We start from the raw sequence: 22,234 nt of genomic DNA, 5'->3' as shown, positions 1-22,234 counted from the left end.
GGGCGCGCCCGGGGTCGCGGGCGCGGCCGGGACCGTCGCGCGCGCGTCGAGCGTGATGCGGCCGAACGTGCCGGCGGGCAGCGAGCGGGCGAGCCGCAGGCTGCTGCGGATCAGTCGCGCGGCGGCCGGGGTGAGGCGCAGCGTCGACTGCTCGACGGCGGCGCGCCCGCGCTCGCGGTCGAACGTGACGGCGCTGCGGTCGAGCGTGAAGAGCTGGCGGCGCAGTCCGCCGGCGACCGCGGTGATGCGGGCGACTCTGGTGTCGGCGCGCAGCTGCGGGCGCAGCAGTCGCAGCGTCCGCGTGCGGCCGCCGCTGCGGGCCTTCAGCGTCAGCTCGCCGCCGAGGTTCGCGGTCGCGACCTTCGTCGTCACCGTGCCGCGCTCTACCGGCAGCGTCAGCAGCCCGCCGGTGCGCTTCGCAGCGCCGACGGCGGCGATCGTGACGCGCTGGCCGCGCAGGCCGCGCAGCGCGCGCTCAGCGCCGCGCAGGCGGATCCACATGGTGCCGCTGCGCAGTCGCTTGGCCGCGGACGAGGCCGCGGCGGGCGTGACCGGCGTCGGCGTTGCGGAGGGGCCGGGTGCAGGCTGCTGCGGCGTCGGGCTCGTCGGCTCGGGCTCGGGCTCCGGCTCGGGGGCCGGAGCGTCGGTGTGGCGGTCGCGCAGGTACGCCTGCTGGGCGCCGGAGCCGTCGCCGGGAACGAGCGCGCGCGAGTAGGAGAGGAACGCGACGTGGCGCCCGTCGCCGCTGAGCAGGTGCGCGCCGCCGCCGGTCGGGACGTCGCTGTCGAGCGCCGACTCGCCGCCGTCCGGCGTCACGCTGACGCGTTCGAGCGTGTCGGCGGCGAGGTCGCGCACGAACACGTCGCGCTTGCCGTTCGTGTCGCCCTCGACGAGCGTCGAGGCCTCCGAGGAGAACACGACGGTGTTGCCGTCGGCGCTCAGCGAGGCGTTCGAGGAGCCGCCGTTGATCGTGCCGGCGCCCGGTCTGCTGACGCGGATGATCTGGCCGCTGGCGAGGTCGCGGACGAACACGTCGACGTATCTGTCGTCGTCACCGGCGACGACGGCGGGGCCGGCGGCCTGGAAGGAGACGCGTCTGCCGTCGGCGCTGATCGACGCGGCGGTGGCGGCGGACGCGATCTGCGCGCCGGTGCTGGTGATGCTGATGCGCGTCGTCGTGCCGGCGGTCACGTCGCGCAGGTAGATCCCGAGGCGTCTTCTCCCGTCGCCGGGGACGAGGTTGGTCGCTCTCGACTGGAAGACCGCGTAGCGGCCGTCGCCGTTGAGCGACGTCGAGGTGCTGACGTCGTCGGTCGCGGCGCCGTCGAGCGTCGCGCTCAGGCGCGTCGTCGTGCCGGCGACGAGGTCGCGCAGATAGACGTCCTGCGTGCCGCCGTTGCCGGGCGCGGCGGTGGGGTTTCTGGAGGTGAATGCGACCTTGCGGCCGTTGGCGCTGATCGCGGGCGAGAACGAGCTGCCGGTCAGCTGCCCGCCGTCGTCGGCGACGCTGACGCGGGTGGTCGTCCCCGCGACGAGGTCGCGCACGAAGACGTCGTCGGCGCCGTTGGTGTCGTCGGCGATCAGGTCGGTCGCGCGCGAGTAGAAGGCGACGTAGCGGCCGTCCTCGCTGATGCGCGGGTGGAAGCTCGGACCGTTGCCGGGTGCGCCGCCGAGCGCGACGGTCACCAGCGCGGTCGCGCCGGTCTCGGTGTCGCGCACGTAGACGTGGTCGGTCGTCGTGTCGGTCACGCCCGGCACGAGGCCGGCGGACGACGTGCGGAAGACCGCCCGCCGCCCGTCGCCGCTGATGTCGACCTCGAAGGTGTGGATGGCCGCGGGCACGCCGAGCGCGAACGACGCGTCCGGCGCGCTCACGAGCGCGGTCGAAGCGGCGTGCGCGGGCTGCGCGGCGGTCGCGAGTGCTGCGGCCGCCGCGACGGGGATCGCGAGGCGGGCGGCGCGGGTGAAAGCGTTCATGACGTCCGTGGTTCAGGTCGGCAGACGGTGAATGACAGGGCGGGTTCCATCCCGCGCGGCCGCAATCGTATTAGGTTGCCCTAAGAACTTGCCTCGAGGCCGCTGCCGCGGGTGTCGGCGGCGGTGCCCCCGCTGCCGGCGGGCACGCGGAACGCGTCGGCGTGCGCGGCCGTCCAGCGGGCGAAGCTGCCGGCCGGCCGGCCGAGCACCCGCTCGACCCCGTCGCCCGGCGTCGTCGCCGCCGGCGGCGGCCCGCTGTGCCACGCGACCAGCAGGTCGATCAGCTCCTCGTCGGTGCCGGCGGCGCGCCAGCGCTCGCGCGCCTGCGCCTCGCTCAGCTGCTCGAACGGCAGCTCGCGGCCGAGCTGCGCACCGATCGCGGTGACCCGCTCGCGCACGCTCAGCGGCTGCGGCCCGGTCAGCGTCAGCCGCGGCCCGGCGGCGCCGAGCGCGTCTGCGTCGGTCAGCAGCGTCGCCGCGACGGCGCCGACGTCGGCCTCGTCGACGATCGCGACGCGCACGTCGGCGAACGCCTCGCGCACCGGCTCGCCGGCGGCGATCTCCGGCGCCCAGACGAGCGCGTTGCTCATGAAGTCGGTCGCCTCCAGGCAGGTCCAGTCGAGCGCGCTCGCCGCGACCGCCGCCTCGACGGGCCCCGGCTCGCCGTTCCACAGCACCGTCGCCCGCCGCACCCCGGCGCGCTGCGCCAGCTCGACGATCCGCGGGCCCGTTCTGAGCGTCGCGTAGCCGGCGCCGACGGTGATCAGGTGCACGGCCTCGATCCCGTCGAAGAGGCCGTCCAGCGTCGCCGGCCGGTCGAGGTCGCCGCCGACGACCTCGACGGCCGCGGGCAGTCGCGCGGCGGCCGGATCGCGGGTCAGCGCGCGCACACGCGCGCCGCGCAGCAGCAGTTGATCGACGACGTGGCGGCCCGCGCGGCCGCTCGCCCCGGTGACGAGAACGGTCATGAAATGCCTCACCTGCTCCAAGCTCGATGGTCGGAACGACCACCGTATGTCTTCAAGTGCGCTTGAAGTCAAGTGCGCGCCGGTGTCGCGCGGGCCGGCGCGGCCCCGCGCATGGCCGCGCGTCAGTCGCGGATGTCGAAGTAGCCGTCGCCGCCGAGCAGCAGGCCCTCGCCGGGCCCCTTCAGCGTCCCGTCGTCGTTGAGGTAGAGGGCGACGGTCTCGACCCGCTCTCTGCCGTCGGCGAAGGCCAGCCGCAGCGTGCGGTCGGCGCGGACCTCGTAGCTGCCCTTGCTGTCGGCCGGGACCGCTGCCCAGTCGACGATCGGGCCGCTGCCGGAGGCGACGGCGCCGCGGATGAACGTGCCGTCGGGGCGGAAGGTCAGCTCCTCGGTGTAGTAGCTGCAGTAGAGCGGGCATATGCCGCTGGAGTTCGAGTACGTGACGAGCGTGTCCCAGCGCGCGCCGGCCGGCGGGAAGCCGAACTCGAGGTAGGTCTCGTCGTCGAACGACAGTCTGCGGCCCGTCAGCGTCGCCGGCTTGCCGTCGATCGTCAGCGCGTTGGTGCCCGCGTCGTAGCTGTACGGCTTGCAGACGTCGCTGACCGCGCCGCAGGTCGGCCAGGCGCCCTCGGTCGCGGTGGTGTGGACGAGGTCGGGCCCGGTGAACCAGAGGGTGTTCTGCTCGATGCCGTTGAGCGTGTAGCGCGAGCCCCAGAAGTAGCGGCCGGCGAGCGAGTTGAGGTTCGGCGCCGGCTCTGGCGCCGGCCCGGACCCGGTCTGCTCGGTCGGGCCGAAGACCAGCCGCGTCTTCGCGACGGCCTTGCCGTTCCGTCTCACCGTGACTGCGAGCCCACCGCGCTGCGGGCCTCTGCTCGTGCGGCGCAGCGTCACCGTGACGCGCGCCGTCTGCCCGCCCTTCAACGGCGTCAGCGCCCGGCTCAGTCTGCCGCGCTTGGCGCCCGCGAGCGTCACCGTCACGCCCTTCGCCGACGCCACTGACAGTGACAACCCGGAGAGGCGGCGCTTGCCGCTGTTCTTCACCGTGACCGTCGTCTTCGCCGGCTTCGCCGACAGCGACGCGGCCACCGGCGCCGCCGACACCCTCACCGCGGGCGCGGCGGCGGCCGTCGCCGGCGCGCCCGCCGCGAGCGCGACGGTCAGGGCGGCGGGGATGCTCCAGCGAGGGATCTTCACGACGTCGGTCTCCTTGGCACGGTCACGGGACTTCGCCCCGGGTCCTACCCCGCATGCGCCAACCGCGAGCCGCGAGCGGTGAGCGGCAACGCGCCCGCCGTGCTGGCGCACGGCAGCTTTCCGCAGCCTTGAGGACCCAACGCAGCGCACGTTCGTCCGCTAACGAGGGATGGCGCGTGGGAGCGACTAGCGTGCGCGGCGCTTCTCCCCCTCGCACACCGTCAGCAGTAGGAGCATCGATGAGCAGGATCCGTTCGATCCGCCGCACCGCCCTGGCAGCCGCCATGGTCGCCACCACGACGCTCGCGGGGGCTGCCGCGGCCGACGCGGCGACGAAGCCGAGAGCGCAGCCGTCGCTGCCGGGCGCGCCCGGCGTGCCGCTCGGTCCGGCCGGATCGGCCTTCTACAACCCGCCCGCGAAGCTGCCGGCGGGCAGACCGGGCACGGTGATCTGGGCGCGGCCGATCCAGGCGCCGAAGAACGCGTGGGCGTGGAAGGTGCTCTACAAGTCGACGGTCGTCGGCGGCAAGACGGTGCCCGTCTCCGGCCTCGTGATCTCGCCGAGAGGCAAGACGCCGAGAGGCGGCCGCCCGGTCGTCGCGTGGGCGCACGGGACGCTCGGCGGCGCGCGCGGCTGCGCGCCCTCGATCCCGGACAACCCGGCGCGCGACCTCGTCGACTACTACACCTACGGATCGAGCGAGACGATCGACGTCGGCGTGCCGGCGCTGACGCAGATGCTGAAGGCCGGCTACACCGTGACGGCGACCGACTACCAGGGCCTCGGCGGCCCCGGCGTCCACCAGTACACGATCGGCGGGACCGAGGCGCGCAACGTCTTCGACTCGGTCAAGGCGGCGCAGGCGCTGCCGGCGGCCGCCGCCGGCAAGCGCGTCGTGGTGCTCGGCTGGTCGCAGGGCGGCGGCGCCGCGATCTTCACCGGCCAGGCGGGCTTCGCCGACTACGGCAAGCCGCTGAAGGTGATCGGCATCGCGGCGCTGGCGCCGGCCGCCAACACCGCGCCCGACATCGAGGGCCTCGCTCCGCAAGGCCCGGTCTCGTCGATGTCGCCCTCCGTCACGACGGTGCAGGAGCTGAACCTCTACCGTGGCCTCGCCGCCGCGTACCCGGAGCTGTCGATCGGCGACGTCGTCGCCGCGGCCGGGATGCCGGCGTTCAGAGCGCTCTGGAACCAGTGCACGATCCACCTCGGCGACGTGATCCAGGAGCTGGGCGTCGACCCGAAGAGCTTCTTCAAGCGCCCGGCCCCGGCCGAGTGGCGGGCGCGCTTCCAGCAGAACACGGCCGGCTACGAGACGACGGTCGCGCCGCTCCTGACGATGCAGGGCACCTCCGACACGGTCGTCAACCCCAACGGCACGACCCAGTACATCGCGCGCGCGTGCAGATTCGGCCAGCCGGTCCAGTACTCGATCTACCCGGGCCAGGGCCACCAGACGATCCCGTTCGCCGCGCAGAAGGAGTACGTCGGCTGGATCGCCGACCGCTTCGCCGGCAGGAGAGCGCCGTCGAACTGTTAGCGCTCAGGCCGTTCTCCGCAGCCGTCGGCGCAGCGCGCGCAGCCGTTCGCGCTGCTCGTCGGTGAGCCCGCGCTGCGCCAGCCGGCGGGCGACCGTGAAGGTGCTCGCGGGGATCATGCGGGCACCGATGGCGGCGGCGCGCGCTCGCGGCACGAGCAGGTGCCCCCATTCGAGCGGCTCGCTGCCGTCGGCGAAGCGCAGCTTGTAGCCCTGCGCGCCGCCGCCGAGCGAGAGCACGCGGGCTGCGTCCGCGATCCCGGCCTCGACCTCCGCGAGGATCCCGAGCATCGCCGGCCGCAGCTTCGCGTAGCGCTCGTCCCAGCCGCCGTTCCAGTAGACGATCGCGTCGCCGTCGTTGGCGAACAGCTGGACCGAGATCGGCGCGCCCTCGACCTCGACGACCTGAAGCCGCAGGCGACCGCACGCCACCTGCTCGCGTCCGAGGTCGGCGAACAAGCCCCTCAGCGCGTCAGCGGCCGGCACGAGCGCCGACCGCCCGCGGCCCTCCCAGCGCCCGGCGTGCAGCCGGAACAGCGCCTCCAGGTCGTCGCCCAACGATGCCGGTGTGCTCGCGCGCACCTGCCCGCCGGCACGCTCCAGGTCGCGCGTGCCCCGTCGCATCTGGCTGCGGAAGTTGGCGCTCCGGGTCGCGAACCACGCAGCGAACGAGCAGTGCTCCAGCGAGACGGTCGGGGCGCTCAGGATCCAGGGGCGGAAGGCGGTCGGGCGCAGCAGACCCGGCCAGCGCTCGCGCACCATCGCCGGCCACGGCGAGGAGAGCGGCAGCCCTTCGAAGGTGACCATGTCAGGCGCCGGTCTCGCGGTGGCGAGCGCGCCCGCGAGGGCCGCGGCCGCCTGCCATGCGACGGCCGGGCACGCGAGCGGCGACAGCGGCGTCGCGAAGCCGGAGCCGAGCAGGCGGTAGTCGATCCGGGCCGCGGCGGTGTCCTGGACGAAGTACGGCGCGATCGCCACGACCTCGGCGCCCGCGCGCACCACGACGACGCGCAGCAGCGATCGCTCGGGGCGCATGTGCCGCCACCAGCCGAGCGCCCACGCCGAGGTCGCCATCGGCAGGCCGGCCGCGGCGGCGAGGCCGTCCCAGGTCGGCCGCAGGGGCTCGAGCGCGGCGGCGTCGTCGATGATCTCGGCGTGCATCGTCGCCGCTGGGGGGACCGTCCGCGCCGTCACGAGCTCTCGCCGGACGCGCGCGCTCTTCTGCAGAGCGGAGGAAAGCGACATCGCGTCTCCCTGAGATGTGGTGCTTTGCGACTCAGTACCCGAGTCTACGCTGGAAATGGGTGGATTCCGGTGCGAATCGCGGAGCGAGCGGGGGCGCGCCACGGCGCCCGCTGCGATGATCCCGCCGATGGAGCACGCGCTGCCGGATCCCGAGCTCGAAGGTCCGGAGACGACCGTCTTCCGCGCCACCGTCGACGGCGAGGAGGTCGGACGCGGCACGTTGACGCTGCGGCCCGATGGCGCGCGCGAGTTCGTTCAGCGGATCGAGGGCGAGGCGTTCGGCCGCCTCGCCGGTTCCGTCGAGACGCGCTTCCGCCGCCGCGGCGGCGAGCTGCTGGCCGCCTCGCAGGCGAGCGAGGTGCGCGACCGCGACCGCGAGGTCTTTCGCGACGCGGCCAGCTTCCGCGACGTCCAGGTCCCGCAGTTCGGCGGCGAGGTGATGGCCTATCCGCGCGAGATGGTGCCGGCGCCGGCGCTCGCGCTCGCGCTGCGGGTGCTGCCGCTCGCCGACAAGGCCCGCTTTCTCCCGCGCGCCTGGCTGACCGCGATCGTCCACTGGCCGCTCGACGTGCGCGTCGAGAAGCGCGAACGCGTGACCGTGCCCGCGGGCAGCTTCGAGAGCTGGCGGGTGCGGCTGCGCCCCAGCTTGCTCGACGTCGCGCAGGCGCTCGACGAGCTGTCGGCCAACGTCGTGCCGCCGGTGCTCGCGCACATCGCCGTCGACGGCCAGCGGCTGGTGCGGCTGGCCTTCCCGACCGGCCCCGGCCGCGCCGACCCGCCGGGCCTGCTCGAAGCGACCGAGCTGAGCTGAGCCGGGCTCGCGCGCGGAGCCGTCGGCGGCGTCGGTAACGCTGTCGGGGTGACCGCTGCGCTCTCCGCCCGTGCCGTCTCCAAGCGCTACGGCTCGACGACCGCGCTCGACGCCGTCGAGCTCGAGGTCGGGGTGGGCGAGCTGGTCGGCCTGCTCGGCCCCAACGGGGCGGGCAAGTCGACGCTCGTGAAGATCGCCTGCGGCCTGGTGCGGCCGACCGGCGGGGAGGTGCGCGTCGCCGGCGCGCCCGCCGGCAGCCGGGCGGCGCGCGCGTCGCTCGGCTACCTCGCCGAGCTGTTCCGCTTCCCCGGCTGGGCCCGCGCCGAGGAGGTGCTCGCGCTGCATCAGCGGCTCGCCCGCTCCGGCGGCGGCGCGGCGGAGCGGGCGTCGCTGCTGGCGCGGGTCGGCCTCGACGGCGAGGGCGGGCGGCGCGTGGAGACGATGAGCAAGGGCATGCAGCAGCGGCTGGGGATCGCCCAGGCGCTGATCGGCGCCCCGCGGCTCGTGCTGCTCGACGAGCCGACGAGCGCGCTGGACCCGGGCGGCCGCAGGACGGTGCGCGACCTGCTCGTCGGGCTCAGAGAGCAGGGGGTCGGCGTGCTGCTGAACTCGCATCTGCTGAGCGAGATCGAGCTGGTCTGCGACCGGGTCGTGATCGTCGACCGCGGCCGCGTGGTGACCGAGGGGCGACCGGCGGACCTGACCGCGCCCGGTGGCGTCGAGGTCGAGACCTCCGACGGCGTGCGCCGCCTGCCCGACGCGCGCCGCGAGGACGTGCCGCGGATCGTCCGCGAGCTGGTCGCCGAGGGGGCGGAGGTGTACGGCGTCCGCGTCGTCAGCGGCACGCTCGAAGACGCCTATCTCGCCGCCGTCGTGGGACGCGACGGATGAGCGACGCCTTCACGATCGCCGGCCATGCGCTGAAGGAGGCGGTCCGCCGCCGCGTGCTGCTCGTCGTCGCGCTGCTGACCGCGGGCTTCCTCGGCCTCTACGCGCTGGCGGCGTCGGAGGTGTTCGACTCGCTCGAGCGGACCAGCGGCGGTCCCGGCGGCATCGTCCCGATCGACGAGCAGGCGCTGGCGGGCGGGACGCTGCTCGGCCTGGCGATGTTCGTCGCGCTCTTCCTCGGCGTCGTGCTGGCGGTCTTCCTCACGCTCGGCGCGGTCCGCGGCGACGCCGAGCGCGGCCTGCTGCAGCCGCTGGTCGTGCGCCCGGTCGGGCGCACGACGCTGCTGACCGGGCGGCTGCTCGCCGCCTCCGTGGTCTGCGCGCCGTACGTCGTGATCGTCTTCCTCGCCGCCGCGCTGATCACGCGCACGACGGGCGACTTCGCGCCGGCGTCGTACGTCGTGCCGGCGGCCGGCCTGGCGCTCGGCGCGATCTCCGTCGTGGCGATCTCGCTGCTCGGCTCGGCACTGCTGGGGACGACCGCCAACGGCATCGCGATGTTCATGGTCTTCGCGCTGGGCCTCGCCGGCGGCCTGCTCGGGCAGATCGGCGAAGGGCTCGACGTCGAGGGGCTGATGACGGCCAGCTCGATCATCTCGTGGGCGGTCCCGTTCGAGGCGCTCTACCAGAACGGCCTCCACGCGCTGACCGCCGACATCGGCGGCGCGACCGGCGTGATCGTGCAGCTGGGCCCGTTCGGCGGCGCGAGCGACGTCAGCGCGGCGATCTGGCCGTGGGCGCTGGCGTGGTCGGCGGTCGTGATGGCGCTGGCCGCACTGGCGTTCGCGCGGCGCGATCTCTGACACGCATCGCGCTGCCGCGCTGGCCGCGTCCCACGGCGCGCTGCCGCGCCGGCCGCGTCCCGCGGCTCCCGGCTCGCGCGGGTGTGTTTCGCGGCGCGCGTAACCTTCTTGCTGACCGGCGGTAGATAAGGTCATGAACGCTACTGACCAGCGGTCGACAGAGGCCGCCGCCCCCGCAGAGCCCGTCGCCGCCGCTGCGTCGACCGAAGGCGTCAACGCCACGCGCGAGCCGAGCTTCCTGCTCGCCAAGCCGGAGAAGCGCGCCCTGCGCGCGATCGCCGGCCGGCTTCCGCGCTGGATCCTTCCGGACGACCTGACGCTGCTCGGCATCGTCGCCGCGGCCGCGATCTGCATCGCATACCTGCTGTCGAACGGCAGCGACGCCTGGCTGTGGGTCGCCAGCGGCCTGCTCGTCGTGCACTGGCTCGGCGACTCGCTCGACGGGACGCTCGCGCGCGTGCGCGGCATCCAGCGGCCGCGCTACGGCTACTACCTCGACCACCTCGTCGACGCCGGCGCGACCGCCGCGATCGCGATCGGCCTCGGGCTCTCGCCGCACATGCTGCTGTCGGTCGGGATGCTGCTCGGCGTCGCCTACCTCGTGCTCTCGGTCAACGTCTACCTGGAGAGCCAGGCGCTCGGCCGCTTCTCGATCGGCTACGGCCTCGTCGGCCCGACGGAGGTGCGCGTGCTGCTGATCGCGCTGAACACAGCGCTCGCGCTCGGTCTCGACCTGCGCGTCGACGCGTTCGGCGCCAGCGTCACCGCGCTCGATCTCGCCGGCGTCGCGCTCGCGGCCGGGATGCTCGTGCTGCTGACCGTGCGTGCGCGCGGAAACCTGCGCGAGCTGGCGGTCGCCGAGCCGGCGGCAGAGCGCGGACCGCTCCTGGCCGGTCGGACTTGGCGCGCCGGCGCCATGGTACGGTCCCGGCATGCGGCGATGGGTCGGTCGTCTGATCGTGGGTGCGGTGGTTGGCGTGAGCGCGTCAGCCGCGCTGGTGCAGTCGTCGCACGCGGCGCTGACGCCGACGGGGCCGGCGACCGTGTCGAGCGCGTGGCGAGGGGCCATGACGGCCGAGGGCCGGCCGCCCGCCGTGCTGCAGACGTTCACCGTCACCGTCGAACCGGGCGGATCGGCCGGCCTGGTGCGGCTGCGGGCAAGTGACCCGCACGTCGACCCGGCGCGCGGCGTGGTCCTCGGCGACTGGGTGATGCTGCCGGCCGAGCCGGGCAGATACACGTTCCCGGCGCCGCGGATCCTGATGGACTACCGCTCGGTCGTGCTGGCGCTCGACCAACAGACCGGTGGGCACGCGATCGTCGCGCAGGACCCCTGCACGCCTGAGCGCGGCGAGATGGCGGACCCGTGCCAGCTGACCAGCCTCGACACGTGGACGCCGATCCTGCCCGACGGTGTCGGCGCCGCCCCGCCGGAGAGCAGACGCGGCGATCCACCGCCGACGTCGCGGCAGCCCGGGCAGCGGCTGCAGATCCACGAGACCAGCGAGTTCGACCGGGATGGCGATCTGGCCGGCGACACGACCGAGGATCGCACCGACCTCGCGCTGCAGGCGGACGCGGTCCGCGGTCGCGACGGGCGGCTGACGATCACCGTCACCAACCGCGGCCCGCGCGTGGCCGATTGGCCGCGGCTGGAGATCGACCGGGAGCGGGTCAGCGGCTGGGAGCCGGCCTGCGTGACGACGCCGCTGCCGCAGTTCACGTGGCCGCACGTGGGCGGCGGCGGGTGCCGGCTGCCGGCGCTCGCGCCCGGCGCCTCGCAGACGATCTCGCTGCCCACGATCGACGACGGCAGAGCGATCGTCGTGAGCGCCGCCGCCGAGGGGCCGGACCTCGTGCCGGCCGACAACACGGTGTCGGTGGTGCCGCGCCTCGGCGCGGCTCCCGCCGCGTCGCTGACGGTCCCCGCGCGCGTCCGCGCGACGACCCGGGGCGTGCGTGTGCGGCTGAGCAGCGCGGTCGCCTCGACGGCCACGCTGAGATTCGAGGTCCGGTATCGCGGATCGCTGCGTCGCGTGACCCGGAGACTGGCGTTGCGCGCCGGCGTGGTCCGCACGCCCGCGCTGCGCCTGGCGCGCGTGCGCGGTGCGTTCCCGACCGGGCGCGCGCAGCTGACCGTGACCGTCACGGCACCCGCCAGCGAGACGCGCACGTTGAGACGCCAGGTGCGCCTCGTCCGTCAGCCGGAGTCGGTGCTCGCGCCGTAACGCGCGAGCATCGTGGCGACGGCCTCGTCGATCGCCTTCCGCGTCGCCGCTCTGGTCGGGGACCAGGCGGGCAGCAGCAGGCGCGGCCAGAAGGCGAAGTTGGAGACCATGCCGAGGAACTGCGTGGTCGCCGTCTGCGTGTCGGCGATCCGCAGCGTCCCGGCCGCCTGCTCTGCTCTGAGGTAGTCGCGGACGCTGTCGAAGTAGGGCAGCTTGCCGAGTGCGAAGTGGGTCTTCGCCAGTTCGGGGAAGCGCGGCGCCTCCGCGATGACGAGGCGGAACAGCGCGACCATCTGCGGCCGCGTCAGCAGCGCCACGTAGTCGCGGCCGATTGCGGTCAGCCCTCTGCGCGGGTCGCCCGGCGCGGGCGTCGCGGTCGCCTGGCTCTCGACGGCCCAGTACTCGGTGACGATCGCGTCGAACAGGTCGGCCTTGGTCGGGAAGCGCTTGAAGAGCGTCGCGGTCGAGACGCCGGCCGCCGCGGCCACCTTCGCCAGCGAGGTGCCGTCGTAGCCGTCCGCGAGGAAGAGGCCGGTGGCGGCTTCGAGGATCGCGGCGCGCTTCTCCTGCTGCACGCGCTGGTGGTAGCTGCTGGCGGCTGACGTGGCGGGCGGCATCGGCCCGCCGATCCTACCAGGAGGTAAGTGGCTTGACTCACCTATCGCCGAGGACTACCGTGAGATGAGGTAAGTCACTCGACTCACCATCGAGAACACGGAGCTGAGGAGCAGCACCATGAACCGCTTCGAGAACAAGATCGCCCTCGTCACCGGCGGCAGCAGCGGCATCGGCCGCCGCACCGTCGAGCGCTTCGTCGCCGAGGGTGCGACGGTCATCACCACCGGCAGCAGCCCGGCGTCGGTGGAGCGCACGCGGACCGAGCTGGGGGACGCGGTCACCGTGCTGCCGGCCGACGCGCTCGACCTCGCCGCGCAGCGGCGACTGGCCGCGACGATCGCCGAGCGCTTCGGCGCGCTCGACGTCGTCGTGCTCAATGCCGGCGTCTCCGACTGGCGGCCGCTCGAGCAGTGGGACGAGGCCGGGTTCGACCGCGTCTTCGACGTCAACGTGAAGGCGCCGTTCTTCCTGCTGCAGGCGCTGCTGCCGCAGCTGCGCCGCGGCGCCGCGGTCGTCGTGACCGCCTCCAACTCCGCCCTCGGCGGTTTCCCGGGCGGCAGCGTCTACGGCGCCAGCAAGGCGGCGATCTCGCTGATGGCGCGCTCGTGGGCGGCCGAGCTGCTGACGCGCGGCATCCGCGTCAACGTCGTCCATCCCGGCCCGACCGACACGCCGCTGTTCGCCAAGCTCGGCATCCCCGCCGAGCATCGCGAGGCCGCGATGCGCGACGTCGTCGCGGGCGTGCCGATCGGCCGGATGGGCGATCCGGCCGAGATCGCCGCCGCGATCGCGTTCCTCGCCAGCGACGAGGCGGCCTTCGCGAGCGGCAGCGAGCTGGTCGTCGACGGCGGCGTCACCCGTGTGCACGCCGCCGGCTGACGGCCTGCGTCAAGGTGCTCCCGACGGCGCGCCCCGCGGGCGGGCGCGCGCCGTCGCGCGGCGGTTCAGGGCGCGCTGACCGTGACCGGGCTGTTTCTGCACGTCGCGCGCGTCCACGTGCTGAAGCAGGCGCCGGCGTACGGTCTGCTGTCGGCGGGGCGCTGGACGTTGACTTGGCCGCTGGCACCGTCCTCCAGCTCGATCTTCCAGGCGTTGTTGCTCGGCTGCGAGACGCAGCTGCCGGAGCGCTTGACGACCATCTTCAGTTCGAGCCGGCCGTCGGCGGCGATCGTCTTCTTGCCGTAGCTCTCGTCGCGGGTGCAGTTGCTGGTGCCGCCCTGCGACAGCTTCACGCTCTGGCCGGCGTAGCCGTTGAAGCGGACGAAGACCGAGACGTCGTAGTCGGGGAAGAAGTCGCCCGGGGCGCGGTCGGCGACCGTGTCGTGCTGGTCGGCCATGACGCGGTCTCTGCCGGCGCCGCCGAAGTGCGTGTCACGCCCGGCACCGCCGCTCAGCTCGTCGTGGCCGGCGCCGCCGACGAGCACGTCGTCGCCCTTGAGGCCCATCAGCTTGTCGTTGCCGCCGAGGCCGCAGATGACGTCGTCGCCGTTGGTGCCGCGCAGCACGTCGTCGTTCGGCGTCCCTCTGATCGTGCACGTCGCAGCGGCCGGTGGCCGCGGCGCGGCGGCGGCCGTGGCGGTGAGCCCTGCCGCTCCGATCGCCGCCGCGGTTGCCGCGACGCGCAGCGCGATGCTGACCTTCATGTCGAGCTCCTTTCGATGTCCTAACACCGTTTGGTCTAACCGTACGATGTCCGGTATCGGTTGCTCCCGACGAAAGCTGAAGCCGGGCAACGTCGCCGTGGACCTAGGTCCATTGCCGCGGCGCCGGTGAGACAGGACCCTTGAATGGACGAAGGAGCTGGCGGGAGTGCGCTCGTTCCGCCGATCCAGGAGACCCGTTCCGTGACCATCTCTGTTCGTCTGCGTTTGCTCGCGGCATTCGCGCTGAGCGCCTGCCCGGCCGCGATCGCCACCGGCGCGTCCTCCGCGTGGGCCGCCGGCTCGCTGCTCGCTCCGACCGATTCGCTCAGCGCCCTCGTCGCCGAGGGCACGATCGAGACGATCGCCGGCGACGGCGATTGGAGCTCCTCGGGCGACGGCAGCCCGGCGACCGCCGCGAGCCTCAGAGACCCGGAGGGCGTCGCGATGGCAGCCGACGGCGTCCTCTACATCGCCGATACCGCCAGCAACCGCGTGCGCGCGGTCGACAGGGCCGGTGTCATGCGGTTCATCGCCGGCGCCTTCACCACCGGCGGCTTCCGCGGCGACGGCGGGCATCCCGCCGGCGCGAACCTCGAGGCGCCGAAGGACATCGCGGTCGGCCCGGACGGCAGCCTCTACATCGCCGACAGCGGCAACGGGCGGATTCGCAAGATCTCGTCCGACGGCTTGACGATCACGACCTTCGCCGGCGGCGGTGCATGCGGCGACGCCACTTGCGGCGACGGCGGCCCGGCCACCGACGCGCAGCTCGTCTCCCCGACCGGCGTCGCCGTCGGCCCCGACGGCAGCGTCTACGTCGCCGACAGCGGCGGCCGCAGAATCCGCAAGATCGCGGCGGGCGGGACGATCACGACGGTCGCCGGCACCGGCACGGCTTGCGCCAGCGGGACCTGCGGCGACGGCGGATCCGCCGCGACCGCGCAGCTCAACACGCCGGTCGGCGTCGACGTCGCCCCCGACGGCACCGTCTACGTCGCGGACCAACTGGCGGAGCGCGTCCGCCGGATCGCTCCGAACGGCACCATCAGCGCCTTCGCGGGGACGGGCGTGAGAGACCACACCGGCGACGGCGGGCCCGCCGTCGACGCCACCATCTCCAATCCGAGCGGCGTCCACGTGACGCGCGACGGCAACATCCTGATCTCCGAGACCCACTGGGGGACGGTCCGGCGGGTCGACCCGGCGGGGACGATCACCACGGTGGCCGGCAACGCCACGACAGGCTGGGGCTTCTCCGGCGACGGCGGCCCGCCGACCGTCGCGCAGCTCGACGAACCGGTCGGCATGACGGTCGGCCGGGACGGCACGATCTACGTCGCCGACCGCGACAACGACCGCATCCGCGGGTTCAAGGTCGCCGGCTGGAACCCCAACGGTCCGACGCCCGCCGCCCCGGCGCTGACCGCGCCCGCGGCCGGCTCGCTCGTCGCCACCGCGACGCCGACGCTCGCGGCGACGACCGAGCCCGGCGGCCAGGTCACGTTCCTGGTCGACGGGACGCCGGTCGCGACGGCGACGGCCGACGGCTCCGGCAACGCCCAGGCCGCGTCGAGACCGCTGGGCGAGGGCGCGCACGCGCTGACCGCGACCGTCAGCGTCAGCGGGAGTCTCGCCAGCGACCCCTCGGCGTCGCGCACGTTCACCGTCGACACGATCGCTCCCGCCGCGCCGACCGTGGCGGGCGGGCCTGACGCCCAGACGACCGGCACGAGCGCCGCCTTCACGCTGGCCGGCGAGCCCGGCGCGACGTTCGCGTGCGCGCTCGACGGCGCCGCCTTCGCACCCTGCTCAGCGAGCGTGAGCTTCACCGGGCTCGCCCTCGGTGCGCACACGCTGAGCGCGCGGCAGACCGACGCCGCCGGCAACACGTCCGCTGCCGCGACACGCACCTGGACGGTGGTGGCGCCGCCGGTCGATCCGCCGAGAGGCGGCGGCGGGGGCGAGGAGACGCCGAGAGGCGGGGGCGACCAGACGCCCAGAGACGGCGGCGGCAGCCCGCCCGCACCGCCCGCCCCGGGCGGCGACACGCCGCGAACGCCGGACGGCGGGAGCTCGCCGCGAGCGGGCAAGGTCCGGCTCGTCCTCTCGCCGACCGTCGGCAGTCGCCGCGGCGTCGCCGTCGGCTGCCGTCTCGACACGGGTGCGATCGCGCGCTGCCAGGTCACGATCCGCCACCGCGGGCAGGTGATCGGCAGCAGGACGGTCACCGTCCGCGGCAAGCGTGCCACCGCGACCGTCCAGGTCACGCTCAACCGCCGCGGGATCAGACTGCTCGGCCGCGCCAGAGGCCGCCTCGCGGTCAGCGTCGACGCGACGGTCCGCACGGCCGACGGCCGGACGCTGCGGGCGACGACCAGAGGCGTCGCCCGCCTGAGAGCTGCCAGACGGTGACGCGACCGGCGTGACTCCGCGCGGCCGGCCATGGCCGCGCAGAGGACCGGTCGCTCAGCGGCGGGCGTGGTCGTCGACGTCGATCCGCTCCTTGCGGATCTCCTCGGAGACCTCCTGCTCGTCGACGACCGTCTCGGTGTCGAGGCGGACGCGCTCCTTGGGGACGGTGCGCTTCTCGACGATCGGCTGCTCCTCGTGGAGGACGACCTCGTGCTCCTCCTCGGAGATCTCCGGACCGGAGCGGGCCGAGTCGCGGTTGGCGTCGGTGATCGGCTCGCGTTCGACGCGAACCTCCTCGCGGCTGACCGGGACGGTCTTGGTCACCATCTCGGTGACGACATACTTGCGCAGTCGCACGCGGCCGCGCTCGCGCGACTCGGTGCCGACGTGCAGCTCCTCCTCAGAGCGCGTCATCGCATCGTCGGTGGTCGGGCCGGACGTATCGCGTCCGACCGTCCCGCTCGCGTCGCTGGAGGCCGTGCCGCCGCGGGCGGTGGTCGACCCTTCGTCGCTGTACGAGATCGAGTAGTGCTGGTAGAGGGTGCGCTCGTCGGCTTCGGACAGCTCCTCGCCGGCGTCGATGCTGGGCGCGTCCTTGACCGCGTCCTTGGTGACGTTGGCGCGGACGTCCTCGCCGCTCGGCGACGCGCCCGCCAACGGCACGAAGTGCTTCTTGCTGCCGAACAGGCCGGTGTGGACGAGCGCCCACTCCGGCTGGCCGCCCTCGCGGTCGGTGTAGACCTCGTCGATCTTGCCGACCTTCTCGCCGTCGCGATCGACCAGCGTGCGTCCCTCGTACTCGTATGCGTCGGTGAACTGGGGCATCAAGCTCCTCCTGGAATGTCGGGTCCGCGGCGCCTCGGTCACCTGCTGACCGTGGTCGTGCCGCGTTCGTCCACCCCCGTTACCCGCGCCTGCGAGCGGGCAGCGGTCTGTCCAGGTTCTGTCCAGGCAAGGTGCAGGCGCAATGTCAGACCAAGATCCGGCAGCGTGGATGACGATCGGTGAGCTGGCTCGCCGCACGGGGGTCTCGACCGACCTGCTGCGCGCCTGGGAGCGGCGCTACGGCCTGCTCGCGCCGCGCCGCACGACGACCAACCGCCGCCTCTACTCAGGCAGCGACGCGCTCCGCGTCAGCCTGATGCAGCGCTATCTCGCCGCCGGCGTGCCGGCCGCGGCAGCGGCGGAGAGAGTTTGCGCAACCACCATCACCGTCGACGTCGGAGCGGGTCCGGCGATCGCGCCACACGAGGTCGCGGCCGCGCACGCCGAGCTGCGGACGGCGCTGGACGCCTTCGAGGAGACGGCGGCCCAGCGCGTGCTCGAGCGCCTGTTCGCCGCGCACTCGCGTCTCGCCGTCGTCCGCGACGTGCTGCTGCCGTACCTGCGCGAGCTCGGCGACCGCTGGGAGGCCGGCAGCATCGACGTCGCCCAGGAGCACTTCGCCAGCACCTTCGCCGAGGCCCGCTTCATGGCGATGGCGCGCGGCTGGGATCGCGGTCCCGGTCCTCGCGCGCTGCTCGCCTGCCCGGCCGGCGAACGCCACACGTTCGGCCTGACCGCGTTCGGCATCGCGCTGCACGCGCGCGGCTGGCGCATCGTCTACCTCGGCGCCGACACGCCGGCCGCGATGGTCGCCGCCGCGGCCGACACCGTCCCCCCCGACCTCGTCGTGCTCGCCGCCGTCTCCCCCGCCCGCTTCGACGACGAGCGTGCAGCGCTGCGGACGCTCGCGACGCGGTGGAGCTGCCGGTTCGCCGGCGCCGGCGCGAGCGACGCGACGAGCGCACGGCTGGGCGGCCGCCACCTCGCTGAGGACCCGATCACCGCGGCGACGATCGTCGCCGCAGGGTAGCCGAGCGCGGACCGCTCAGGCGGTGCGTCCGGGTCGAGCGGCGGAAAGATCAGGGTGCCGCCCATGACGCGGGCGCGCACCGCGGCCAGCAGCCTTGGCTCCCATGAACGCCATCGCGTATCACCACATCCGAATCGAGGCCGAGACCGAGGTGACGCCATGAGGCTGCTCTTCTGCTCGCGCCCGGCGTACGGGCACCTCTATCCGATGATGCCGCTCGCGCTCGCGGCGCGCGAAGCCGGGCACGAGGTCGTCTTCGCGACCACGGGCCGGTTCGTGGAGATGCTGCCGGCAGTCGGGTTCGCGGCCGTCGACGCCGGCATCACGATGGAGGCGGCGCGCGCGCAGCTCGACGGCGCCGACTGGTTCTCCCGCTTCGGGCGCCAGGACGGCCGCCCGGACCTCGCGGTCGCCGCCCGCTTCTTCATCGAAGTGCTGGGTACCCGCAGCGCGGCCGACCTCGCTCCGCGCCTGGACGAGCTCGCGCCCGACGTGGTCGTGTACGAGCAAGGCGAGTTCGGCGCGGCGGTTGCCGCGGGCGCGGCGGGCATCCCCGCCGTCTGCCATGCGATCTCGCCGCGCGCGCTGATCCCGGCGCTCGAGCCGGCGAGCCGGCGCCATCTCGCGCGCCTCTGGGAGCGGCACGGGGTGCGGTCTCCGGCGCTGGACGTCTTCACCGGCGACGCGTACGTCGACATCGTGCCCGACTCACTCCAGCTCGCGTCGTTCCTGGACGACGCGGCCCGGATCACCGTGCGACCGACCCCGTGGGCCGAGCCCGGCGCCGCCCTGCCGGCCTGGGTCGGCGCCCGCGGACGACCGCTCGTGTACCTGACGCTCGGCACCGTCGTCGGTCAGGCCGGCAATCTCGCGCCGGCGATCGAGGCGCTCGGGCGGCTCGACGCGGACGTGCTCGTGGCACTCGGGTCGGCGACGGACGACGGGCTCCGCGGCCGTGCCGGCAACGTCCACGTCGTGCCGTTCGTGGACCAGCGCGGCGTGCTGCCCCACGCCGACCTGGTCGTCCATCACGGCGGCAGCGGGACGATGCTCGGCGCGCTCGCGCACGCCCGGCGCCAGCTGCTCCTGCCGAAGGGCGCCGACCAGTTCTTCAACGCCGACGCCCTGCGGAACGCGGGCATGGCGACCGTGCTCGAGCCCGGCGTCGCGTCGGCGGACGCGATCGAGGCCGCCGCCCGCGCCGCGCTCGACACGCCGGTCCCCGCGCGCGTGCTCACGGCCCGCGACGAGATCGCGGCGATGCCGCCGCCGGCCGCCGCGCTCGATGCAGTGCTCGACCGCGTGGCTGGGCGAAGCGCTCGCGCCCCGCTCGTTCAACCATCGTTAACTGGCTGAGTTCATGCTTCTCCTCCGATGAGATCGGCACTGGCCAGTTGATCTTTAGCTCCGCCCGCGGGCCGGCTGCCAACCGCGCGCTCCGTCGGCCGGCCTCGATCCGCGTGTGCACGGACGACGTGTACGCGCCATGATCTCGTCTGCGATGCACACGCTCCCGGCGCACGAGCCATCCCCGCTGGTCGGCCGCGAGCACGAGCTGCAGGCGATCGACGCGACGCTGTCGGAGCTGGTCGACGGCGACGGCGGTGTGCTGATGGTCACCGGCGAACCGGGCATCGGCAAGACCCGTCTGCTCGACGCGCTGCGAGCGCGCGCGGCCGCGCGCGGCGCCACACTGCTGCACGGCCGCACTGCCGCTGCGCAGGGAGACCTTCCATACGACGTCATCGCCGACGCCTTCGCGACTCTGCTCGCCACGTCTGCGACCGCCGGTCCCGCGCCCGCGGGACCCGCGAGTCGTTCCGACGTCGACGTCGCGACGGCGGTCGCGGCGATCACGGGAGCGGTCCCGCGCGACCGCTCCGGCGGCGACGAGCGGTTCGTGATCTGGCGCGGCGTCCGGCGACTGCTGGAGCAGCTCGCCGTGCGAGCGCCCGTCGTGGTGGCGCTCGACGACGTGCACTGGGCCGATCGCGCGTCGCTGGACCTGATCGCCTACCTGCTGCGCCGGCCGCCGGCCGGTCGCGTCCTGCTCGCGCTCGCCTGGCGCGACGCGCACGACCGGGCGGTGACGCTCGAGCTGGTCGAGGCCGCGCGCGGCTCGCGCGCGCGACGGCTGGCGCCCGCCCGGCTGAGCGCCGCGCAGTTGGCGCAGCTGCTCGGCGCTCAGCTCGACGACGGAGACCTGCGTGCCGTCGTCGTCGAGAGCGGCGGCAACCCCTTCTACGCCGAGCAGCTCGGCCGGCGACGCTTGCGCGGCGGCGGCCGCGGCGCAAGCAGCAGCAGCGCCGGTGGCCGCGCCGCCGGCGCGGCCGGCGCGACGGACACGGCGGGAACGGCGATCGCGCCCACCGACGGCGACGGCGACGTGCCGCAGAGCGTCGTGGCAGCGGTCGAGGCGGAGGTCGAGGCACTCGGCGAGTCGGCCCGCCGGCTGGCGCGCGGCGCCGCGATCACCGGCGACCCGTTCGTGCTCGAGTCGGCCGTCGCCGCCGCCGGCATAGCTGCAGCCGAGGTCGGCCCCGCACTCGACGCGTTGACGTCCGCGTCGCTCGTCGTCGCTGCTGACGGGGCTCGCCGCTTCTCCTTTCGCCATCCGATCGTCCGCCGCGCGATCCACGACGCGATCCCGCTCGGCTGGCAGATCGACGCCCACGCGCGCGCGGCCCGCGCGCTGGAGGCGAACGCCGCGCCGACCCACCTGCGCGCCCACCACATCGCGCGCTCCGCAGCGCGCGGCGACCTCGACGCCGTCGCGACGCTGCGCGCCGCGGCGAGCACCGTGCTGCCGCAGTCGCCGGCCAGCTCCGCCGAGTGGGCCGCCGCGGCGCGCGCGCTGGTCGAGGACGACCCCGCCCAGCTGCGGGCGCGCGTCGAGCTGCTGGAGCTGGAGGCCCGCGCGCTGATGGCCTGCGGACGGTTGGAGGCGGCGCACGCCGCGCTGGCGGCCGGGCTCGCGGCGGTCGACGCGGGCAGCGGCGCCGACGACCGCCACGCCGGCCTGCTGCGCCAGATCATCTACCTGGAGCTGCTGCTCGGCTGGTTCGACCGCGCGCGCCTGCGGCTGGCGCGCGCGTTCGAGGACGGGCCCGGCAGCGACGTCATGCGGCTGTACCTGGCGGCGTTGCAGCTCGTGCTGGTCGACCCCGACGGCGCGCTCGCGGTCGGGACGGCGCCGGAGCCCGCCGAGGTCGCCGACCCCGCCGACCGCAACGCCGTCCGCAGCGCGCTGCTCGCCACCGCCGCGATCGCGCGCCAAGCGCTCGGCGACATCGCGGCCGCGCAGGCCGACTGCGACGGTGCCGCCGCGCTGCTCGACGCCGGCGACCCCGACGGTTCGGACCTGTGGCCGGAGGCGGCGCTGCTGGTCGTGCTCGCCGAGCGCACGCTCGATCGCGAGCGGCAGGCGATCGCGCACCTGCGTCAGATCCTCGGCGCGCGCCGCCCGATGCGCCAGATCCACATCGAGCTGCGCGCCACGACCGAGCTGGCGCTGATGCTCGCCGAGCGCGGCGACCTCGCGGAGGCGGCTGAGCTGGCCGAGACGGCGGTCGAGACGGGCCGGCTCGTCAACAGCCGCTGGCTGCTCGCCAACGCGCTCGCGGCACAGGTCGCGGTCGCGCGCCTGCGTGGCGACGTGCCGCGGGCGGTGGCGCTCGCGCGCGAGGCGTTCGAGCAGCCGCTGGACCGCACGCGCGCGTATCCCGGCACACAGCGGCGCACGCTCGGAGCGACCTACCTCGCCGCGGGCGACGCGAGCGCCTGCGTCGAGCTGTTCCGTCCGGCCGGTGTCAGCGGCGCCGCCGACATGGCGCCCGGCGGCCGCGTGCTCGTGCACGAGCTGCTGGCGGAGGCCGAGCTGCTGCGCGGCGACGTCGCGGCCGCGCGCGCGGAGGCGACCGCCGCACGTGAGCGCGGCGGCGACTCACCGCTCCCGCGCACGCGCGCCCGCGCGCTGCGCACCGACGCGCGCGTCC

At 74.5% G+C, this 22,234-nt stretch carries 18 protein-coding genes; 11 read left to right on the top strand and 7 right to left on the bottom strand.

The genetic code is table 11. The features are described 5' to 3' along the window. The 3 genes from R7226_RS25740 to R7226_RS25730 all read right to left on the bottom strand — a co-directional run. A partial coding sequence (locus R7226_RS25740; RefSeq protein WP_318600246.1) for a TolB family protein occupies positions 1–1,977 on the bottom strand: 1,977 nt, incomplete at its 3' end. An 80-nt stretch (positions 1,978–2,057) separates the two neighbouring features. After that, positions 2,058–2,945 (bottom strand): NmrA family NAD(P)-binding protein, encoded by an 888-nt coding sequence (locus R7226_RS25735; RefSeq protein ID WP_318600245.1) that lies wholly within the window; start codon positions 2,943–2,945, stop codon positions 2,058–2,060. Between the two features lie 122 nt (positions 2,946–3,067). After that, a complete protein-coding gene (locus R7226_RS25730) occupies positions 3,068–4,138 on the bottom strand; it encodes a hypothetical protein (protein WP_318600244.1) in 1,071 nt (356 codons plus the stop codon). 239 nt (positions 4,139–4,377) lie between these two features. Here R7226_RS25730 and R7226_RS25725 point away from each other — a divergent pair, with 239 nt between their 5' ends. After that, positions 4,378–5,679, top strand: coding sequence for an alpha/beta hydrolase family protein (locus tag R7226_RS25725; protein ID WP_318600243.1), 1,302 nt, complete (start codon positions 4,378–4,380; stop codon positions 5,677–5,679). 3 nt (positions 5,680–5,682) lie between these two features. Here the strand turns inward: R7226_RS25725 and R7226_RS25720 are convergent, their stop codons facing one another. Further along, positions 5,683–6,837, bottom strand: coding sequence for a GNAT family N-acetyltransferase (locus R7226_RS25720; protein ID WP_318600242.1), 1,155 nt, complete (start codon positions 6,835–6,837; stop codon positions 5,683–5,685). 211 nt (positions 6,838–7,048) lie between these two features. Between R7226_RS25720 and R7226_RS25715 the strand changes: the two genes are divergently transcribed. The 5 genes from R7226_RS25715 to R7226_RS25695 all read left to right on the top strand — a co-directional run bounded on the left by R7226_RS25715 (position 7,049) and on the right by R7226_RS25695 (position 11,711). Beyond that, entirely contained in the window at positions 7,049–7,732 is a 684-nt protein-coding gene (locus R7226_RS25715) for a DUF3108 domain-containing protein (protein WP_318600241.1), read from the top strand. Between the two features lie 48 nt (positions 7,733–7,780). Further along, the gene (locus tag R7226_RS25710) at positions 7,781–8,623 is read left to right on the top strand and encodes an ABC transporter ATP-binding protein (RefSeq protein WP_318600240.1); all 843 of its coding nucleotides are present in this window, start codon (positions 7,781–7,783) and stop codon (positions 8,621–8,623) included. Next, the gene (locus R7226_RS25705; protein ID WP_318600239.1) at positions 8,620–9,483 is read left to right on the top strand and encodes an ABC transporter permease; all 864 of its coding nucleotides are present in this window, start codon (positions 8,620–8,622) and stop codon (positions 9,481–9,483) included. The genes R7226_RS25710 and R7226_RS25705 overlap by 4 nt, the downstream gene beginning before the upstream one ends. A gap of 133 nt (positions 9,484–9,616) precedes the next feature. Further along, a complete protein-coding gene (locus R7226_RS25700; RefSeq protein ID WP_318600237.1) occupies positions 9,617–10,648 on the top strand; it encodes a CDP-alcohol phosphatidyltransferase family protein in 1,032 nt (343 codons plus the stop codon). Then, a complete protein-coding gene (locus R7226_RS25695; RefSeq protein ID WP_318600236.1) occupies positions 10,551–11,711 on the top strand; it encodes a hypothetical protein in 1,161 nt (386 codons plus the stop codon). Before R7226_RS25700 ends, R7226_RS25695 begins: the two co-directional genes overlap by 98 nt. Here R7226_RS25695 and R7226_RS25690 read toward each other — a convergent pair. After that, the gene (locus R7226_RS25690) at positions 11,684–12,328 is read right to left on the bottom strand and encodes a TetR/AcrR family transcriptional regulator (protein WP_318600235.1); all 645 of its coding nucleotides are present in this window, start codon (positions 12,326–12,328) and stop codon (positions 11,684–11,686) included. The two genes, R7226_RS25695 and R7226_RS25690, sit on opposite strands and share 28 nt — an antisense overlap. A 118-nt stretch (positions 12,329–12,446) precedes the next feature. Between R7226_RS25690 and R7226_RS25685 the strand changes: the two genes are divergently transcribed. After that, positions 12,447–13,208, top strand: a complete 762-nt coding sequence (locus R7226_RS25685; RefSeq protein ID WP_318600234.1) for a glucose 1-dehydrogenase — start codon at positions 12,447–12,449, stop codon at positions 13,206–13,208. Between the two features lie 65 nt (positions 13,209–13,273). On the opposite strand, the gene R7226_RS25680 is transcribed toward R7226_RS25685, so the two are convergent. After that, the gene (locus R7226_RS25680) at positions 13,274–13,972 is read right to left on the bottom strand and encodes a calcium-binding protein (protein ID WP_318600232.1); all 699 of its coding nucleotides are present in this window, start codon (positions 13,970–13,972) and stop codon (positions 13,274–13,276) included. Positions 13,973–14,173: 201 nt separating this feature from the next. Here R7226_RS25680 and R7226_RS25675 point away from each other — a divergent pair, with 201 nt between their 5' ends. Continuing rightward, positions 14,174–16,384, top strand: coding sequence for an NHL domain-containing protein (locus R7226_RS25675; RefSeq protein ID WP_318600230.1), 2,211 nt, complete (start codon positions 14,174–14,176; stop codon positions 16,382–16,384). Positions 16,385–16,438: 54 nt separating this feature from the next. Here the strand turns inward: R7226_RS25675 and R7226_RS25670 are convergent, their stop codons facing one another. Continuing rightward, positions 16,439–17,209 carry a PRC and DUF2382 domain-containing protein gene (locus R7226_RS25670; protein WP_318600229.1) on the bottom strand — a complete coding sequence of 257 codons (771 nt, stop codon included), beginning with the start codon at positions 17,207–17,209 and terminating at the stop codon, positions 16,439–16,441. A gap of 142 nt (positions 17,210–17,351) precedes the next feature. Between R7226_RS25670 and R7226_RS25665 the strand changes: the two genes are divergently transcribed. From R7226_RS25665 to R7226_RS25655, 3 genes are all read left to right on the top strand, one after another. After that, the gene (locus R7226_RS25665; protein ID WP_318600228.1) at positions 17,352–18,239 is read left to right on the top strand and encodes a MerR family transcriptional regulator; all 888 of its coding nucleotides are present in this window, start codon (positions 17,352–17,354) and stop codon (positions 18,237–18,239) included. Between the two features lie 159 nt (positions 18,240–18,398). After that, on the top strand, positions 18,399–19,595 hold the full coding sequence (locus R7226_RS25660) for a glycosyltransferase (RefSeq protein WP_318600227.1): 1,197 nt from the start codon (positions 18,399–18,401) through the stop codon (positions 19,593–19,595). Positions 19,596–19,740: 145 nt separating this feature from the next. Beyond that, positions 19,741–22,234, top strand: a 2,494-nt coding sequence (locus R7226_RS25655; RefSeq protein WP_318600226.1) for an AAA family ATPase, incomplete at its 3' end; no start/stop codon positions are given.

Origin of the sequence: Conexibacter stalactiti, assembly GCF_033542075.1 — a bacterium.
Lineage (GTDB): Bacteria > Actinomycetota > Thermoleophilia > Solirubrobacterales > Solirubrobacteraceae > Conexibacter > Conexibacter stalactiti.
The sequence above is the reverse complement of the archived record's forward strand: the minus strand, read 5'-3'. Positions and strand labels throughout refer to the sequence as shown.

Coding starts and splice junctions, on each gene's coding strand:
- R7226_RS25735 (WP_318600245.1), bottom strand. CDS start 2,945: ATGACCGTTCTCGTCACCGGGGCGAGCGGCCGCGCGGGCCGCCACGTC.
- R7226_RS25725 (WP_318600243.1), top strand. CDS start 4,378: ATGAGCAGGATCCGTTCGATCCGCCGCACCGCCCTGGCAGCCGCCATG.
- R7226_RS25720 (WP_318600242.1), bottom strand. CDS start 6,837: ATGCACGCCGAGATCATCGACGACGCCGCCGCGCTCGAGCCCCTGCGG.
- R7226_RS25715 (WP_318600241.1), top strand. CDS start 7,049: ATGGAGCACGCGCTGCCGGATCCCGAGCTCGAAGGTCCGGAGACGACC.
- R7226_RS25705 (WP_318600239.1), top strand. CDS start 8,620: ATGAGCGACGCCTTCACGATCGCCGGCCATGCGCTGAAGGAGGCGGTC.
- R7226_RS25700 (WP_318600237.1), top strand. CDS start 9,617: ATGAACGCTACTGACCAGCGGTCGACAGAGGCCGCCGCCCCCGCAGAG.
- R7226_RS25695 (WP_318600236.1), top strand. CDS start 10,551: ATGACGGCCGAGGGCCGGCCGCCCGCCGTGCTGCAGACGTTCACCGTC.
- R7226_RS25690 (WP_318600235.1), bottom strand. CDS start 12,328: ATGCCGCCCGCCACGTCAGCCGCCAGCAGCTACCACCAGCGCGTGCAG.
- R7226_RS25685 (WP_318600234.1), top strand. CDS start 12,447: ATGAACCGCTTCGAGAACAAGATCGCCCTCGTCACCGGCGGCAGCAGC.
- R7226_RS25680 (WP_318600232.1), bottom strand. CDS start 13,972: ATGAAGGTCAGCATCGCGCTGCGCGTCGCGGCAACCGCGGCGGCGATC.
- R7226_RS25670 (WP_318600229.1), bottom strand. CDS start 17,209: ATGCCCCAGTTCACCGACGCATACGAGTACGAGGGACGCACGCTGGTC.
- R7226_RS25665 (WP_318600228.1), top strand. CDS start 17,352: ATGTCAGACCAAGATCCGGCAGCGTGGATGACGATCGGTGAGCTGGCT.
- R7226_RS25660 (WP_318600227.1), top strand. CDS start 18,399: ATGAGGCTGCTCTTCTGCTCGCGCCCGGCGTACGGGCACCTCTATCCG.